The sequence below is a fragment of the Catalinimonas alkaloidigena genome (assembly GCF_900100765.1).
GTDB lineage: Bacteria > Bacteroidota > Bacteroidia > Cytophagales > Flexibacteraceae > Mooreia > Mooreia alkaloidigena.
This window is the reverse complement of sequence record NZ_FNFO01000008.1, coordinates 93,190-106,827: the sequence shown is the minus strand read 5'-3', so window position 1 is coordinate 106,827 and position 13,638 is coordinate 93,190. Positions and strand designations below refer to the sequence as shown.

Genomic DNA, 13,638 nt, shown 5'->3' with positions numbered 1-13,638 from the left:
CAAATGTACGAAAGGTAGGGGCGGCGCGGGCGGGCGGACACGGATCGGGGGCAGTTGGCGTATCTTTGCCCGGTGCAAAAAATTCTGATCATCCAGACGGCGTTCCTGGGCGACGTGGTGCTGGCCACGGGGCTCGTCGAAAAATTGCGGACGCATTACCCCAACGCTACGCTCGATTTCATGCTGCGCCGGGGCAACGAAGGTCTGTTGGTTGGGCACCCGTACCTGCGGCGGTTGTGGATTTGGGACAAAAAGCGGGAGAAATACCGGGGCCTGTGGCGGTTGCTGTGGCAACTGCGGCAGGAGCGTTACGACCTGGTGATCAACCTCCAGCGCTTTGCCTCGTCGGGATGGGTCACGGCCCTGTCGGGTGCGGAGCGTACCGTCGGCTTCGCTAAAAATCCGTTTTCGCGCTTCTTTTCGGCGCGCTTTCCGCACCAGATCGGCGACGGCACCCACGAAACGGCACGGAATCACCAACTCATCGCCGACCTGACAGACGCGCAGCCAGCGCGCCCCCGGCTCTACCCTTCGGCCGACGATTTCGCCCGTGTGCGCGCGTACCAGCAGGCAACCTACGTTTGCATTGCGCCGGCTTCGGTCTGGTTTACCAAGCAATTCCCGGCCGAGCAATGGGTTCGGTTGCTCGACGCGTTGCCGCCAGAAACCCGGGTGTACCTGATCGGCGCGCCGGGCGACCATGCCTTGGCCGAATCCATTCGGAGCGCGAGCGAACATCCTCAGGCACTGAACCTTTGCGGGGAGTTTTCGTTGCTACAGTCGGCAGCGCTCATGGCCGGAGCGCAGCAGAATTACGTGAACGATTCGGGGCCGATGCACCTGGCTTCGGCCATGAACGCCCCCACCCGGGCCGTGTTCTGTTCGACCGTACCGGCCTTCGGGTTTGGGCCGTTGTCCGACGACTCGGCCGTGGTGGAAGTGCAGGAGCCATTGGCGTGCCGACCGTGCGGGCTGCACGGCTACCGGCAGTGTCCGCAGGGGCATTTCCGGTGCGCGCACGACATTCGGATCGAACAATTTTTTGCGAAATAAGCGCCAGACTTCCGTAATGTAGTGGGCTGACGTTTACTTTGCCGTCTATGACCGAAGAGGCTTTTTCCACCACCTTCACGAAACATCTGGCCGCGCTTCTGCTGCTGTGGAGCGTTGTGACCTCTTGTACTACGAACGAAAAATCGCAAACGACTATGTCGGATACTACCGCCGCTCCGTCGGCTACTTCGCCGGAAGACCATAAATTGATCATCTACCAGATGATGACCCGCCTGTTTGGCAACACCACCACGACCAATAAGCCGTGGGGAACGCGCGATGAGAACGGCGTGGGCAAATTCAACGACATTTCTGACCGCGCGTTGCAGGAAATCCGTGACCTGGGTGCCACCTACGTCTGGTATACAGGGGTCATCGAACATGCCGTCTGCACCGACTACACCGCCTACGGCATTCCGTACGACGACGCCGACGTGGTCAAAGGCCGTGCCGGGTCGCCCTACGCCATCAAAGACTACTACGACGTCAATCCCGACCTGGCCGTCGACGTGCCGAACCGGATGCAGGAATTCGAGACACTGGTCGCACGCACGCACCGCAACGGTCTGAAGGTCCTGATCGACTTTGTGCCCAACCACGTGGCGCGTTCCTATCATTCGGATGCAAATCCCAACGGCATGTCCGACTTCGGGGTAGACGACAACACGTCGGTGGCGTTCGATGCGCAGAACAACTTCTATTACATTCCCGGCGAAAAATTTCGGGTGCCGAAGGGCTACAAACCGCTGGGAGGGCTGCCCTTTCCGACGGCCGATGGCAAGTTCGACGAGATGCCGGCCAAGGTATCGGGCAATGGAGCAGTGACCGCACAGCCGCAACTGGACGATTGGTTCGAAACCGTGCGCCTGAACTACGGCGTCAACTACGTAGGCGATTACTCCAAACACTTCGATCCTATTCCGAGTACCTGGCTGAAGTGCCTGGACATTCTGACCTACTGGGCGAAAAAAGACGTGGACGGTTTCCGGTGCGACATGGCCGAAATGGTGCCGGTCGAGTTCTGGGGATGGGTCATCCCGAAGATCAAAGAAATCAATCCCGACATCCGGTTCATCGCCGAGATTTACAACCCGGCTGCCTACCGTTCCTACATCTTCGATGGAAAGTTCGATTACCTCTACGACAAAGTGGGGCTTTACGACTCGATTCGGGCCGTGATGGCCGACCATCCGCACGCCTCGGCCGAACATTTTACGACCATCTGGCAGAGTCAGGAAGGCATCAGCGCGCACATGTTACGCTTCCTGGAAAACCACGATGAACAGCGCATTGCTTCGCCCGATTTCGCGGGAAATGCCCAGACGGGCATCCCGGGCATGATCGTGACGGCTACCCTGAGCGAAGGACCGGTGATGGTCTATTTCGGGCAGGAGGTGGGGGAACCCGCCCAAGGCGCTTCCGGCTTCAGTGGTGACGACGGGCGCACTACCATTTTTGATTACTGGGGCGTGCCCGAACACCAGAAGTGGATGAACAACCATGCGTTCGACGGCGGTCTGCTTTCGCCGGAACAGCGGTCGCTGCGGGAGTTCTACAAGAAGTTGCTGCGTGCCACCCGCCAGAACGAGGCGTTGGCCCACGGTGCCTTGTACGATCTGCAATACGCCAACCTGGACCGCGACGATTACCCCGCCCATCGGGTGTATGCCTACCTGCGCCACACGGAAAACAGCCGCGTGCTGGTGGTAGCCAACTTCAGCCGCCAGTCGGAGTCGATCCGGCTGCGGATTCCGTTCGAGGCGGGCCGGGCCATGAAGCTCGACGATCGGCCGGTCGGGGCGACGGATATTTTTTCGGGAAGCGGCATCAACCTCGATTGGGACCAGGCTGCCAAAGAAGGCATTCCGCTGAAACTGCCGCCGCTGTCGGGCTGTTTGTACGCGTTTTAGCGTCGGTGGCCGAGCATGCCGCCTACCTTCCGGGAAAAGCGCTGCTTCGGATTCTGGTGAAACACCTTCGTCAGCAGTTGATACAGCTCCGGATGATGTTCGGCCAGCTGCTGCGGTTTTTCAAAGAAGTATTCGGTCACGACCGCGAAAAATTCCTGTTCGCTCGTTGCGCCATACGCGTCGATGTCCGAGCGGTTGCGTTTGATTTCGGCCATGGCTTTGTGCATCAGTTTGCTCCAGGAGCGCAGCAATTCGGGCGGTAGCAGCGATTCGGGTACGCCGTCCACATCGCCGTCGGCCTGGTCGATCAGGTGCGCAAACTCGTGGATGCCCACGTTTTTCTGGTCGTCGCTCTTGAATCCCGCTTCCAGCACTGGCTTCGAAATTTTGACGTAGTATTGATTCTGAAACTGCCGTGCCTGCCCCAGCACGGTTCCCACACCATAGTCTTCCCCCTCGTTTTCCGGCTGAATGGAGCCGGGCACCACCAGCACTTCGGCCAGGTTGTCGTACTCCCATTCGTCGAAACCAAACACCGGAATGATGGCGCTGGCGGCGACCAGCACGCGAACGGTGTCGTTGATTTCCATCTTTAGGCCGATCACGTTCGTGCGGGCCAGAAAAAGCTGCACGCGCTTTTCGAACCGTGCCTTTTCTTCGTCCGAAAGCTTCCGGTAAAAGCTCACCCGCTTTTGCAGAATCTCGCGCCATTGTTCGGGAAACGGCTCGGCCAGCACCCGGCGCTTCCACCGCGCGTAGCGGGTAAGCCGGAAGTAAAACAACAAGAGGACCACTGCCACCAGCAGGGCAAAAAGTAAGATGCGCAACGCCATGGATAGAGGCCTAGTGGCCGTTCTGAGGTAATAGTTTTTTGACCTTTTGCTGGTCGGTCGACGCATCGATCATTTGCAGCCAGCTGACCTGCCGGCCGTTTTCCAGCGACTCGTACACAAACCCTTTGTCGGTTTTAAGCAGGCGGCATTTGCCCAGGTCGTACCGCAACGATTCGACGAAATCGCCTTCGGCAAGTGGAATTCCGTTGATGTCTGCCATCTGCGGGGCAGGTTTGGAAGAATCGGGTTTCTTCCGGAAAAGTCCGAACATAATGCGATGGAAATCTAGCGTGAATTCTCTGCGTAGCGGCGGGCCGTCGCGCGGAGAAGTATAAAAATAAACGGGCGGCGTTAAACCTTGTTTCCGGCCGGGCCTCTAAGCGACATAATCTTTCAACAAATGCAGCTAAAGATATGAAAATTCAAGTGCTTCAATGGGCCGCGGCCCTGATGATCTCCTGCTACACGCTACCCACCCTGGCGCAGGACCAAACGACCGCCCCGGGCAGTCGCAAAGAGGCCCGCCAACAGGTGATGACCTACGTTAAAGAGAACGTCGTTCCGGTGATGAGCGCGCAGCGTACCAAGCTCGATGCCCAACTGGCCAAGGCCGATAAAACCAAGCTGGAAAGCCTGAAGGCAGACCTGAAGGAAATCCGCGATGCACGGAAAAGCCTGCGGGGCGATGCGCGCGAAAAAGGACAAAAGCGACCGGAATTGACGGAAGAACAGCAGGCCGCCTTCCGGGACCTGCACTACCGCCAGCAGATTGCCATGGGCCAAGTGGCGCAACTGGCACAGAAATACGACAACCAGATTCAGACGTTGTTCGATGAAGTGGCCGGTCAGCGCGAACAGTGGCACGCCGACCTGAAAGCTTTCCGCGAAGCAAACCGACCGGAGCGTGCGCACCCCGAAGGACAGTCGGGCGACAGAAAGCGAGCTGGTCGCGCACACGGTTCGCGTGGCGATCGGGCGCACGCCGGGCCGGGCATGCACCTGTGGCAACCAGCGTCGTTTTTGCTCTGGGACCCCCGTGAACCGATGTCGGAACGGGGCTTGGGCATGAGCGCGCCGGAGGCAGGGCAGGAGTCGCGTCTCTATCCAAATCCGACCAGCGGGGCGGCACGCATCGCCTACTCGGTCGAGAAAGCCGGTACGGTGAAAATCGAGGTGCTGGACCGCCAGGGCCGCGTGGTGCAAACGTTGCAGAACGAAGCGCAAACGGCCGGCGCGTACGAAAAAGAGGTGGACCTGAGCGCCCTGAAAGGCAACGCGTACTTCTACCGCATCACCACGCCCGACGGCGTGCAGACCAAAAAGTTTGTGCGACAGTAAAGTAGTGCATACATAGATGAAGAGGGGAGCCGCTTTCCGTAAGGGAAGCGGTTTTCTTGTTTAGAACGGATTCACCTGATCGGTACCCGATTCGTCCTGCATCAGGGCCATGATGTACCAGCCGGACAGCAACAGTAGAGAAAGCATGTCGTCGTCGACCTTATCAGTTTCGACGGTGACCCGCCCCACCTTGTTGTTGAAGTTCGAAAGCGTGTCGATCTTGAGCAGACGTTTGCTTTTAAAAAACCAGCTCCACTCGTTCTTCCAGAAATTCGTGCATTTCCAGGTGTATTCGCGGTCGGGAACGGGCGCAAACCGGCCTTCGCCGTTGGTGTTGATCCAGATACGCCCCATTTCTTCCGACGCTGCCGGCGGCACCGAAGGAGGCTGCACCGCATGAATGCTGATGTAGGGCCGCAGGAAACCGTTGCGTTTGAACGTCCACCGCCCGGCCAGCGTCTCGCCCAGGGCCAGCGAACCACACTCTTTTTTCCACTTCAGAAAGGCCGTAATGTCCTTGTTCTGAGCGCCCTTTAGTTTGAAATGCTTTCGGAAGGGGCTGGTCTCGTACCAGAAAAGGGTGTCGCCGACTTCCTTCACCCGCTTCATCGAAGGGGTAGCCGTGTAGAGGGGGCGGGTGAGAGGTCTGGCTTCCAGAAGCATCAGTCAAATTCGGGACACCTATGCGTAGCTAATATTACTGCTACTTTGCTGCAATTCAAAACGTGAATACACGATTAAGCGTAAAGAAAATTCATTTTCCTTCTTATAGCGGGTTAAAGGCAAATTTGTTACGAAACTCGGCCAATTCGGTCGACAGATCAGTTTCCGGGAACAGTTGCAACGGTTCCAGCCGCTCGTCGGGCAACACGCTCAGGCTCCGGGGCGCCATGTTCTGTTGGATGAACAACGTTTCCAGGTCGGGATAGATCTGCCGCAGGGTATCGAGAATCTCCAGAACCGATAAGTTCTTGTGCGTCAGGTCGTACGTGCCCGAGGCCAAGTCGGTGGTGAGCAGCTTGGCAAGCGCTTCGCACAACTGGTCGATGTGGATGAACGAACGCTTCTGCTCCCCGCTGCCGTTGATGCTGATGCGCCGGTTGAACTGCGCCTCGAACATAAATTTGTTGATGACGGCATCGAACCGCATCGTGCGGCTGTACCCGTACACGTTGCCCCCGCGGAGGATGAGCAGGTGGTGCTGGTCGGCAAGGCGGCCCAGCATTTTCTCGCCGTTCCACTTCGAAATGCCATAATACGTGCGCGGCTGCGGCGGCGTGTTGCGGTCGGCCAGAGCTTCGGAAGCCCCGTAGATCGAGGTAGAACTCAGGTAGATGATGCGGCGGGGCGGCAACTCTTCCAGCAGATAGCTCAGTTCGGCCGTACCCCAGTGGTTCACCTGTTCAAAAATGTGCGGGTCGTCGTTCGAAAACGGGGTGGTCACCTTGGCGGCCAGATGGTAGATCACGTCGGCCTTCTTTACCCATTCTTTCAGCTTCCGGCTGTCGAGCAGATCGCCCAGCACAAAGCGGATGCGTCGGTCGGGCCATTGCGCCGACATAAACAGGTTGTAGTTTTTGCGGCTGAGGTTATCGTAAATCGTGATTTCCTGAACGTCGGGGTTTTGCGTCAGCCGGTTCACCAACTCGGTGCCCACGTAGCCAGCGCCGCCCGTAATGAGTACATGCATAAAGGGGAGAGTATGCGCGTCGTTTTATTTTTTAATCAATTCGGTATGGAGGCCGCACTCGCTCTTTTGCAGCCCGAACCACCGTCCGCCCCGGTCGTCGGCTCCGTCGGGGGGCAGCGTAAACTTGCGGGTACACGGTTCGCAGCCAATGCTGATGTAGCCCTCCGGCTCCAGCGGGTGCTTGGGCAGGTCGAACTCCCGGATGTAGTCGTAGACCATCTTGGCCGTCCAGCCCAGCATCGGGTGGTAGCGCAGCACGCCGTCGGGAGTGGTTTCTTCCTTGTGCATCTTGGCACGCACCCGGCTCTGGTCGCCGCGCACGCCGCTGATCCACACATCGTGCGACGCCAGAATCGGCTCCAGCGGCTGGACCTTATTCAGGTGGCAGCAGTGTTCGGGATCGAAGGTATAGAGCAACTGGTTGCCCTGGCCTTTCTGGTAAGCCTTGGGTACGGGCGATTGCAACGTAATGAGTTGTAGGTCAAGTCGCTCCATGAGCGTATCTCGGAACTGAAGCGTCTCCGGAAAATGGTAGCCGGTATTCAGAAAAAAGATCGGCACCTTGGGTTCCATTTGGCTGAGGATGTGCAGCAATGGAACACTATTGGTCTGGAAAGAGGAGGTGGCAAACACTTTCAGACCTCGCAGACGGTAGTCGGCAATGTCGTGCCGGATGTCGCGGACAAGGGTTTCGAACGAGGTCATAGGCAATCGGAAAAGGATGCAAATATAGAGCGCAGTGCCGAACCGGTGGGGCACCGCACCATGGAAACGCCACAAGGTACGCGAACGTGCCGGAACGGCTTTACACGGGCAGGAAAATCACACGGGAAGGGTAAAAAAAGCGTCCGGATCGTCGACCGACATCAGGATACGCCATTCTTTCGGAAAGTAATTGTTCGTGCGATTGCCCAGATTCTTCAGCCAGCCCAGCCCTACGCCGCGAAAGGTGACCCGCACCCAACCACGCGGTGCGTCGGGCACGGTTACTTCGTCGCGGTGCAGGTACCGCAGCGCCGTGGCATGATCGAGTTCAACGTGCGGAAACACGTTGGTCTGCAAGTGGGTAGATAGCGCCAGCCCGGGCATCGGATTCAAGTGCTTGCCCTTGATCTCCGCCAGGGCGATGCCCCCGGTCACCCACCGCAGGTGTTCCTGGAGGCGCTCCAGGTCGGCCAGGTGCGCCGTTGGCAGGGCGTGGACCTGTTCGCCTTCCTGCGTCAACGTCCAGGCTTCCGGTGCGTGCAACCAGGTCGAAAGTGCAGCTTGTTCCTTTTTGCCTACAGTCAGGAAGTTACTCTTTTTGTGACGGGACGTGCGGCTGCGCCCCGCCACCGCCGATCTGACGGCGTAGCCCGCTTTCCGCACGGCGATCATAAACAGCCCTTCGCCCCGGGTATGATGCGGATAAAACCGGTAGCCGGTAAACGGTCCGATGGGGATTTCCTCCATACCCCAGGCCGGATCGATCGCTACGGATACCGGATCGAGGTCGACCTGTTCGGCCAGCCAGGCCACGTTGGCTTCGTTTTCGTCGGGACTCCAGGTGCAGGTGCTGTAAATGAGCGTGCCCCCGGGGCGGAGCGTCGGCCAGACGTCGGCCAGAATGCGTTTTTGGCGATCCGCACACAAGTGCACATTCGCCTCCGACCATTCCTGCATGGCGTCGGCATCGCGTCGGAACAAGCCTTCGCCCGAGCAAGGTGCGTCGATCACCACCACGTCGAAAAAGCCCGGTAGTTCCTGAAAATCACGAGGATCGTTTTGCGTGACCACGTGGTGACCTCCTCCCCACTTGGTCAGGTTTTCGGCCAGAATGCGTGCTCGGCCGCGAATCACCTCGTTGGCCACCAGCAGACTCCCTTCGGGCAACAGGCTGGCCAGATGCGTGGATTTTCCGCCCGGTGCGCCGCACAAATCCAATACTTTAAGCGGTTGATCTCCCGAAACCGATTGCCGTAAGACCTGCTCCAGAAACATCGAACTGGCCTCCTGCACGTAGTAAGCGCCTGCGTGCCACAGCGGATCGAGCGTGAAGACGGGTCGCTCCGGCAGGTAAAAGCCCTGGGCAGCCCACGGGACGCGTTCCGGTGAAGCGGGGGCGGACCACTTGGCAGGATTGAGGCGCAGGCTGACGGGAGGAGATTGCTGAAGGCTGTCCAGAAACGTGGGAAACGCAGCACCCAGCTGCTGTTCCATGCGCTCCCGGAACGCGGCGGGAAGATTCATGGCCCAAAGGTCGGAAAAATCACCCCCGCAGCAACGATTCCGCGCCGTCGATCCACATTTCGGTGCCGGTGATGTGGCTGCTGGCGTCGGACAACAGGAACGAGATCAGTTCGGCGACCTGATCGGCTTTGCCTGGCTGGCCGTCGGTCAGCGGCACTTCACCCGCCGGAAATTCCATCGGTTCCTTGGCTGCTTCCAGGTTTTTCTTCTTCGTGTTGTCGTCGATCTCGCTTTCGATCCAGCCAGGGCAGATTACATTGAGGCGCACGCGGTGTTTGGCCCATTCCAGCGCCAGCATTTTGGTCATGGCGACCTGTCCGGCTTTGGACGTCGCGTAGGCCGTCGCACCGGTATTGCTGAACATCCGCGTGCCGTTGACCGAGGCGACCACCACACCCGCACCGCCCTGTTTTTTCAGGTAGGGAAACGCAGATTTGAGCGTAATGAATGTGCCGGTCAGGTTAATCCCGATGGTTTTCTCAAACTCTTCCACCGTCAGGTCTTCGATGGGTGCCCACGTTCCATTGACGCCCGCCACGGCCGCCACGAAGTCGAGCCGACCCCAGCGATCGGTCAGTTGTTTGACCGCGGCCTTCACCGACTTCTCGTCCGAAATGTCGGCCGTCAGTACCATGATTTTGTCGTCGCCTACGTCGTCGGCAACCTCTTGCAGTTCTTCTTTCGTGCGGCCCAAAATGCCCACCTTAGCACCACGCGCTGCTAGCATCCGCGCGGCTGCTTCGCCCAGTCCTGAGCCTCCGCCCGTGATCAGGGCAACTTTGTTGGTAAAATCCATAGATCAAAAAGTTTAGCGATAATAACTACGCAGGACAGGCGGATGGGTTCAGGGATCTCGCTTTTCCTTTATCTTACGGCATCTCAACTCCATACAATTGCACTATGAGCGCAATCGGTAATGTTCTGTGGATCATCCTGGGCGGTGGCATTTTTCTGTTTTTGGAATACCTGATCGGCGGGGTGCTGCTGTGCCTGACCATCGTCGGCATTCCCTTCGGCTTGCAGGTGTTCCGGTTGGCGCTAGTGGCGTTGGTGCCGTTCGGGAAAGACGTGGTCGTGCGGGAAAGCGCCTCCGGCTGTCTGTCCGTGACGATGAACGTACTGTGGCTCGTCTTCGGTGGCTTCTGGATCGCCATCACGCACCTCATCTTCGCGGTCATCTGCGCCATCACCATCATCGGACTTCCTTTCGCCAAGCAGCACATGAAACTGGCGGCTTTCAGCCTGACGCCGTTCGGGCGCGACGTGCGGTAGGTTTTTTATAGCGACTCTTGCCGGAGCACCTTTGCTACGCGCAGCGGCCCGCCGTTCACACCGATCAGCACGCGTTCCGCATCAAGCGCCTGCACGTCGCGGACGTCGCCGGTGAGGCCTAACGTTCCTTGGTAGGTAAATGCTCCGTCCTGATTCTGAAACAATTGTACGTGGTTCGCGTCTGTCGGACCGACCCGTACCCGCGCCTGGGTGATGTTGCCCCCCGCCAGTAGGTCGAGGTCGCCATCCTGATCGTAATCGAAAGCGAGTAAGGCGAAAACGGGAGAGAACTGCAATTCCACCGGCAGGGCGCGCTTGATGAATTGTCCACCCTGGTTTTCGAAGTAAAGCGTACGGAGTTCATTTGCCTCCAGCGTAGTGGCACCGGCCAGTTCTTGCTCCGAAAACATTTTGGGTAGTGTCGTGTTCGCGTACGACGTATAATTGAGGTATTTCTTTTTCAGACCGTTGATTTGTCCCAGTGCTTCGTCGCGACTGGCAAACGGATAGGTTTGCTCACCCACGAAGTAGTTCAAAAACGGATCGACCTGCCCGTTGTCGTCGAAGTCGGCGTAGGTGAGCGTCACCGGCCGTTCCGACGACGCCTGAAACTGCGCGTTCTGCCCATAATTCCCGACGATCAGGTCTATGTCGCCGTCCTGATCAAAGTCCTCGGCGAGAACGCAGTTCCACCAGCCTTGCGTTTCCGGAAGCTCCTGCGGTTGCTCCGACACTTGATCGCCTTGACTTAGAAAGATGCGGATCGGTGTCCATTCCCCCACCACGATCAGGTCCGGTTTTCCGTCGCCGTTCACATCGGCCGGTTGGGCGTCGCACACCATGCCGAGGTCTTTCGCGGTGGCCGTGAAATGGCCCCGCCCGTCGTTTAGCAGAAACTGGCTGGCTGCCGGAATTGGGTACTGTCCCGGCACAAACCGATTCCCGACGAACAAGTCGAGCGCGCCGTCACCGTTCAGGTCGAGCGTAGCGACACACGAGCCCGCATCGGTTTCGGTGGGTAGCGCGTCAGAAGCTTTTGTGAACTGTCCGCTCCCGTCGTTCAGGTAGAGGCGATCGTGCAGCGCCGGATCGCCCGGCGCAAAGCCGTAGCCGCCACTCACCACGTACAAATCGAGGTCGCCATCGCCATCGGCGTCGAAAAAGAGGGCGTCTTCGTCCTGACTGGCGCGGTCGGCTTCCCATGCCGGAATTGACAGATGCTGGAAGCTGCCGTTCGCCTGCTGTTGCCACAGCGCACCGGGTTGGTCTTTCGCCCCGCAGGCGTAAAAATCGTTGCGACCGTCGCCGTCGATGTCACCGACCGCCAGCCGGGGACCCGAATAGGAAAACTGATAGGGTAGCAGCAACTGCCGTTTGAAATCGTTGGTGTCGACCGGCGTGTGGGTCCAGCCCCCAAGCGTTTCGGTCGTGAAAAGGGGAAAGGTCGGGACCGGAGGCGTGTAGCGCTGGGTCGCTTCCTGGTAATCGGGGGCGAGCAATCGCTGCGGATCAACCGGCCGGAACACCTGCATTCGGGCGTCGGGATAGACTACGCGCACGGAATCGACGGTTGAGTCCGCACCGAGGCCGAAGCTCAACGGTACGTCCATGCAGGACTGGTAACCCCGCACCGGCGAAAACTCCTGAAATTGTGTCCGTTCTCCCTGATGGACCCACACCTTCGTGCCGACGAGTGGCTGGCCCTCATTTTTTTCGCGGAGGTCGATGCGCAGGAACCGAGCACGTTGCTGCTCCACAGCCTGGTTCCGGTACAGGACGGCCGGCTCGTTGAGCGTGTTGATGATCAGATCCAGGTCGCCATCTTCATCCAGGTCGGCGTAGGCGGCACCGTTCGATTTGAACGCGCGGTCGATGCCCCATTCCTGCGAGACTTTGGCGAAGCCCAGCTCCGGGCCTGTGTTCCGAAACAGGTAATTGCCCACCTGAATGGACGGAATGCTGTCGAGAATCTGCTGCATGGTGGGCTGCTGTCCGGTGCGTTGCGCCTTCACGCGCTCGTCGACCATGTACTTGAGGAACTGCATGTTGGTGTAGTCCTTGTCGTAGCCATTCGAGATGAACAGGTCTTTCCAGCCGTCACCGTCGAAGTCGGCGAACAGCGCGGCCCAGCTCCAGTCGGTGTTCGAGATACCAGCCAGTTGCCCTACTTCCGCAAACAGCGGCACGCCCGACGGCTGCACACCCTGATTCAGTTGCAGCATGTTGCGCATCGTCTGCGGATGGAAGTCGGCGCGCAGAAGCTGGCGGTACTTGTCGAAGTTATCGTCGCCTGACGAAAGTTTGATGCGCTCGTTGGTTTCCGGCAGCATGTCGAGCGTCAGCAGATCGGGTCGCCCGTCGTTGTTGATATCGGCGACATCGGAACCCATCGAAAAGAGGGAGGTGTGGCCCATCGCGTCGCGCAGCACGTTCCGAAAGGTGCCGTTCTGCTGGTTCAGAAACAGGTAATCTTCCTCGTTGAAATCGTTCGAGACGTACACGTCCTGCCAGCCGTCGTCGTTCAGGTCCGCCACCGCCAGGCCCAGCCCAAAGCTCAGGACGTTGCCGGTGATGCCCGCCGCTTCCGTCACGTTCGTAAACGCTCCGCCGTCGTTCCGGTACAGTTGACTGGCAAAGCGCGGATTGGTTTCCTGTTTGTAGGTCGCCATCAGTTTGCTGAAGCCCGCGTACTTGGGCAGCGAGTGGTTCAGCACGAACAGGTCCAGGTCGCCGTCGTGGTCGTAATCGAAAAAGGCCGCGTGCGTCGAATAGCCTTCGTCGGCCAGACCGAAGTCGGCGGCGCGTTCGGTGAAGGTAAGGTCTTGATTATTAATAAACAGCAGGTTGCGGCGCAGCGTCGGATCGCCCACCGCCGACCGACACACGTACAGATCGAGCCAGCCGTCGCCGTTCACATCGGCCAGCGTAACGCCCGTCTTCCAGCCCTCGGGCACGACCACGCCCGCCCGCTCGGTAATGTCTTCAAATTCAAAATTACCCTTGTTGAGGTACAGGCGGTTCGGGACCTGATTACCGGTGAAATAAAGGTCGGGTAGTCCGTCGTTATTCAGATCGCCGACGGCAACCCCACCACCGTTAAAAAAGTAGGGGTAGCTGAGCACGTTGTTGTCCCCTTCCTGCACCACCCGGTTCGCGAACGTGACGCCGGTCGCTTTCGGCGCTTGTTCGACAAACAGAGGGTCCGTTTTTTCTTCGTGAGGGGCAGAGGGCGAGCTGCATCCGGCCAGGCTCCCGGCCAGCGCGACCCAACTTCCCCAAAAGCAACGTTTCATCATACAACTCAAATAGACAC

The 13,638-nt window shown here is 58.7% G+C and carries 12 protein-coding genes; 4 read left to right on the top strand and 8 right to left on the bottom strand.

From position 1 onward, the window contains the following. Positions 1-72 precede the first annotated feature (72 nt). The gene (locus BLR44_RS18870; protein WP_089684919.1) at positions 73-1,053 is read left to right on the top strand and encodes a glycosyltransferase family 9 protein; all 981 of its coding nucleotides are present in this window, start codon (positions 73-75) and stop codon (positions 1,051-1,053) included. Between the two features lie 47 nt (positions 1,054-1,100). Beyond that, entirely contained in the window at positions 1,101-2,963 is a 1,863-nt protein-coding gene (locus tag BLR44_RS18865) for an alpha-amylase family protein (RefSeq protein ID WP_245706111.1), read from the top strand. Here BLR44_RS18865 and BLR44_RS18860 read toward each other — a convergent pair. Beyond that, a complete protein-coding gene (locus BLR44_RS18860; protein ID WP_176956117.1) occupies positions 2,960-3,796 on the bottom strand; it encodes a M90 family metallopeptidase in 837 nt (278 codons plus the stop codon). The two genes, BLR44_RS18865 and BLR44_RS18860, sit on opposite strands and share 4 nt — an antisense overlap. A 10-nt stretch (positions 3,797-3,806) precedes the next feature. Then, positions 3,807-4,016 carry a hypothetical protein gene (locus BLR44_RS18855; RefSeq protein ID WP_245706110.1) on the bottom strand — a complete coding sequence of 70 codons (210 nt, stop codon included), beginning with the start codon at positions 4,014-4,016 and terminating at the stop codon, positions 3,807-3,809. Between the two features lie 194 nt (positions 4,017-4,210). On the opposite strand from BLR44_RS18855, the gene BLR44_RS18850 reads away from it, so the two are divergent. After that, positions 4,211-5,134 (top strand): T9SS type A sorting domain-containing protein, encoded by a 924-nt coding sequence (locus BLR44_RS18850; protein WP_089684914.1) that lies wholly within the window; start codon positions 4,211-4,213, stop codon positions 5,132-5,134. Between the two features lie 60 nt (positions 5,135-5,194). Here BLR44_RS18850 and BLR44_RS18845 read toward each other — a convergent pair whose 3' ends face one another. The 5 genes from BLR44_RS18845 to BLR44_RS18825 all read right to left on the bottom strand — a co-directional run bounded on the left by BLR44_RS18845 (position 5,195) and on the right by BLR44_RS18825 (position 9,849). Continuing rightward, complete coding sequence (locus BLR44_RS18845) at positions 5,195-5,797, bottom strand: hypothetical protein (RefSeq protein ID WP_089684912.1); 603 nt, start codon at positions 5,795-5,797, stop codon at positions 5,195-5,197. A 103-nt stretch (positions 5,798-5,900) separates the two neighbouring features. Then, positions 5,901-6,824, bottom strand: coding sequence for an NAD-dependent epimerase/dehydratase family protein (locus BLR44_RS18840; RefSeq protein WP_089684910.1), 924 nt, complete (start codon positions 6,822-6,824; stop codon positions 5,901-5,903). Between the two features lie 24 nt (positions 6,825-6,848). Next, a complete protein-coding gene (locus BLR44_RS18835; protein WP_089684908.1) occupies positions 6,849-7,529 on the bottom strand; it encodes a phosphoadenylyl-sulfate reductase in 681 nt (226 codons plus the stop codon). A gap of 117 nt (positions 7,530-7,646) precedes the next feature. Beyond that, on the bottom strand, positions 7,647-9,053 hold the full coding sequence (locus BLR44_RS18830; RefSeq protein WP_089684906.1) for a methyltransferase RsmF C-terminal domain-like protein: 1,407 nt from the start codon (positions 9,051-9,053) through the stop codon (positions 7,647-7,649). A gap of 19 nt (positions 9,054-9,072) precedes the next feature. Next, positions 9,073-9,849: an SDR family oxidoreductase gene (locus BLR44_RS18825; protein ID WP_089684904.1), complete on the bottom strand. Its 777-nt coding sequence runs from the start codon at positions 9,847-9,849 to the stop codon at positions 9,073-9,075. A 104-nt stretch (positions 9,850-9,953) separates the two neighbouring features. Between BLR44_RS18825 and BLR44_RS18820 the strand changes: the two genes are divergently transcribed. Then, entirely contained in the window at positions 9,954-10,325 is a 372-nt protein-coding gene (locus BLR44_RS18820) for a YccF domain-containing protein (protein ID WP_089684902.1), read from the top strand. A gap of 5 nt (positions 10,326-10,330) precedes the next feature. Here the strand turns inward: BLR44_RS18820 and BLR44_RS18815 are convergent, their stop codons facing one another. Beyond that, positions 10,331-13,621: a VCBS repeat-containing protein gene (locus BLR44_RS18815; RefSeq protein ID WP_089684899.1), complete on the bottom strand. Its 3,291-nt coding sequence runs from the start codon at positions 13,619-13,621 to the stop codon at positions 10,331-10,333. Positions 13,622-13,638: the final 17 nt, after the last annotated feature.

Bases quoted from the DNA above. Each gene is read 5' to 3' on its own strand.
- BLR44_RS18860 (WP_176956117.1), bottom strand. From the start codon at position 3,796: ATGGCGTTGCGCATCTTACTTTTTGCCCTGCTGGTGGCAGTGGTCCTC.
- BLR44_RS18855 (WP_245706110.1), bottom strand. From the start codon at position 4,016: ATGGCAGACATCAACGGAATTCCACTTGCCGAAGGCGATTTCGTCGAA.
- BLR44_RS18850 (WP_089684914.1), top strand. From the start codon at position 4,211: ATGAAAATTCAAGTGCTTCAATGGGCCGCGGCCCTGATGATCTCCTGC.
- BLR44_RS18845 (WP_089684912.1), bottom strand. From the start codon at position 5,797: ATGCTTCTGGAAGCCAGACCTCTCACCCGCCCCCTCTACACGGCTACC.
- BLR44_RS18835 (WP_089684908.1), bottom strand. From the start codon at position 7,529: ATGACCTCGTTCGAAACCCTTGTCCGCGACATCCGGCACGACATTGCC.
- BLR44_RS18820 (WP_089684902.1), top strand. From the start codon at position 9,954: ATGAGCGCAATCGGTAATGTTCTGTGGATCATCCTGGGCGGTGGCATT.
- BLR44_RS18840 (WP_089684910.1), bottom strand. From the start codon at position 6,824: ATGCATGTACTCATTACGGGCGGCGCTGGCTACGTGGGCACCGAGTTG.
- BLR44_RS18830 (WP_089684906.1), bottom strand. From the start codon at position 9,053: ATGAATCTTCCCGCCGCGTTCCGGGAGCGCATGGAACAGCAGCTGGGT.
- BLR44_RS18815 (WP_089684899.1), bottom strand. From the start codon at position 13,621: ATGATGAAACGTTGCTTTTGGGGAAGTTGGGTCGCGCTGGCCGGGAGC.
- BLR44_RS18825 (WP_089684904.1), bottom strand. From the start codon at position 9,849: ATGGATTTTACCAACAAAGTTGCCCTGATCACGGGCGGAGGCTCAGGA.
- BLR44_RS18865 (WP_245706111.1), top strand. From the start codon at position 1,101: ATGACCGAAGAGGCTTTTTCCACCACCTTCACGAAACATCTGGCCGCG.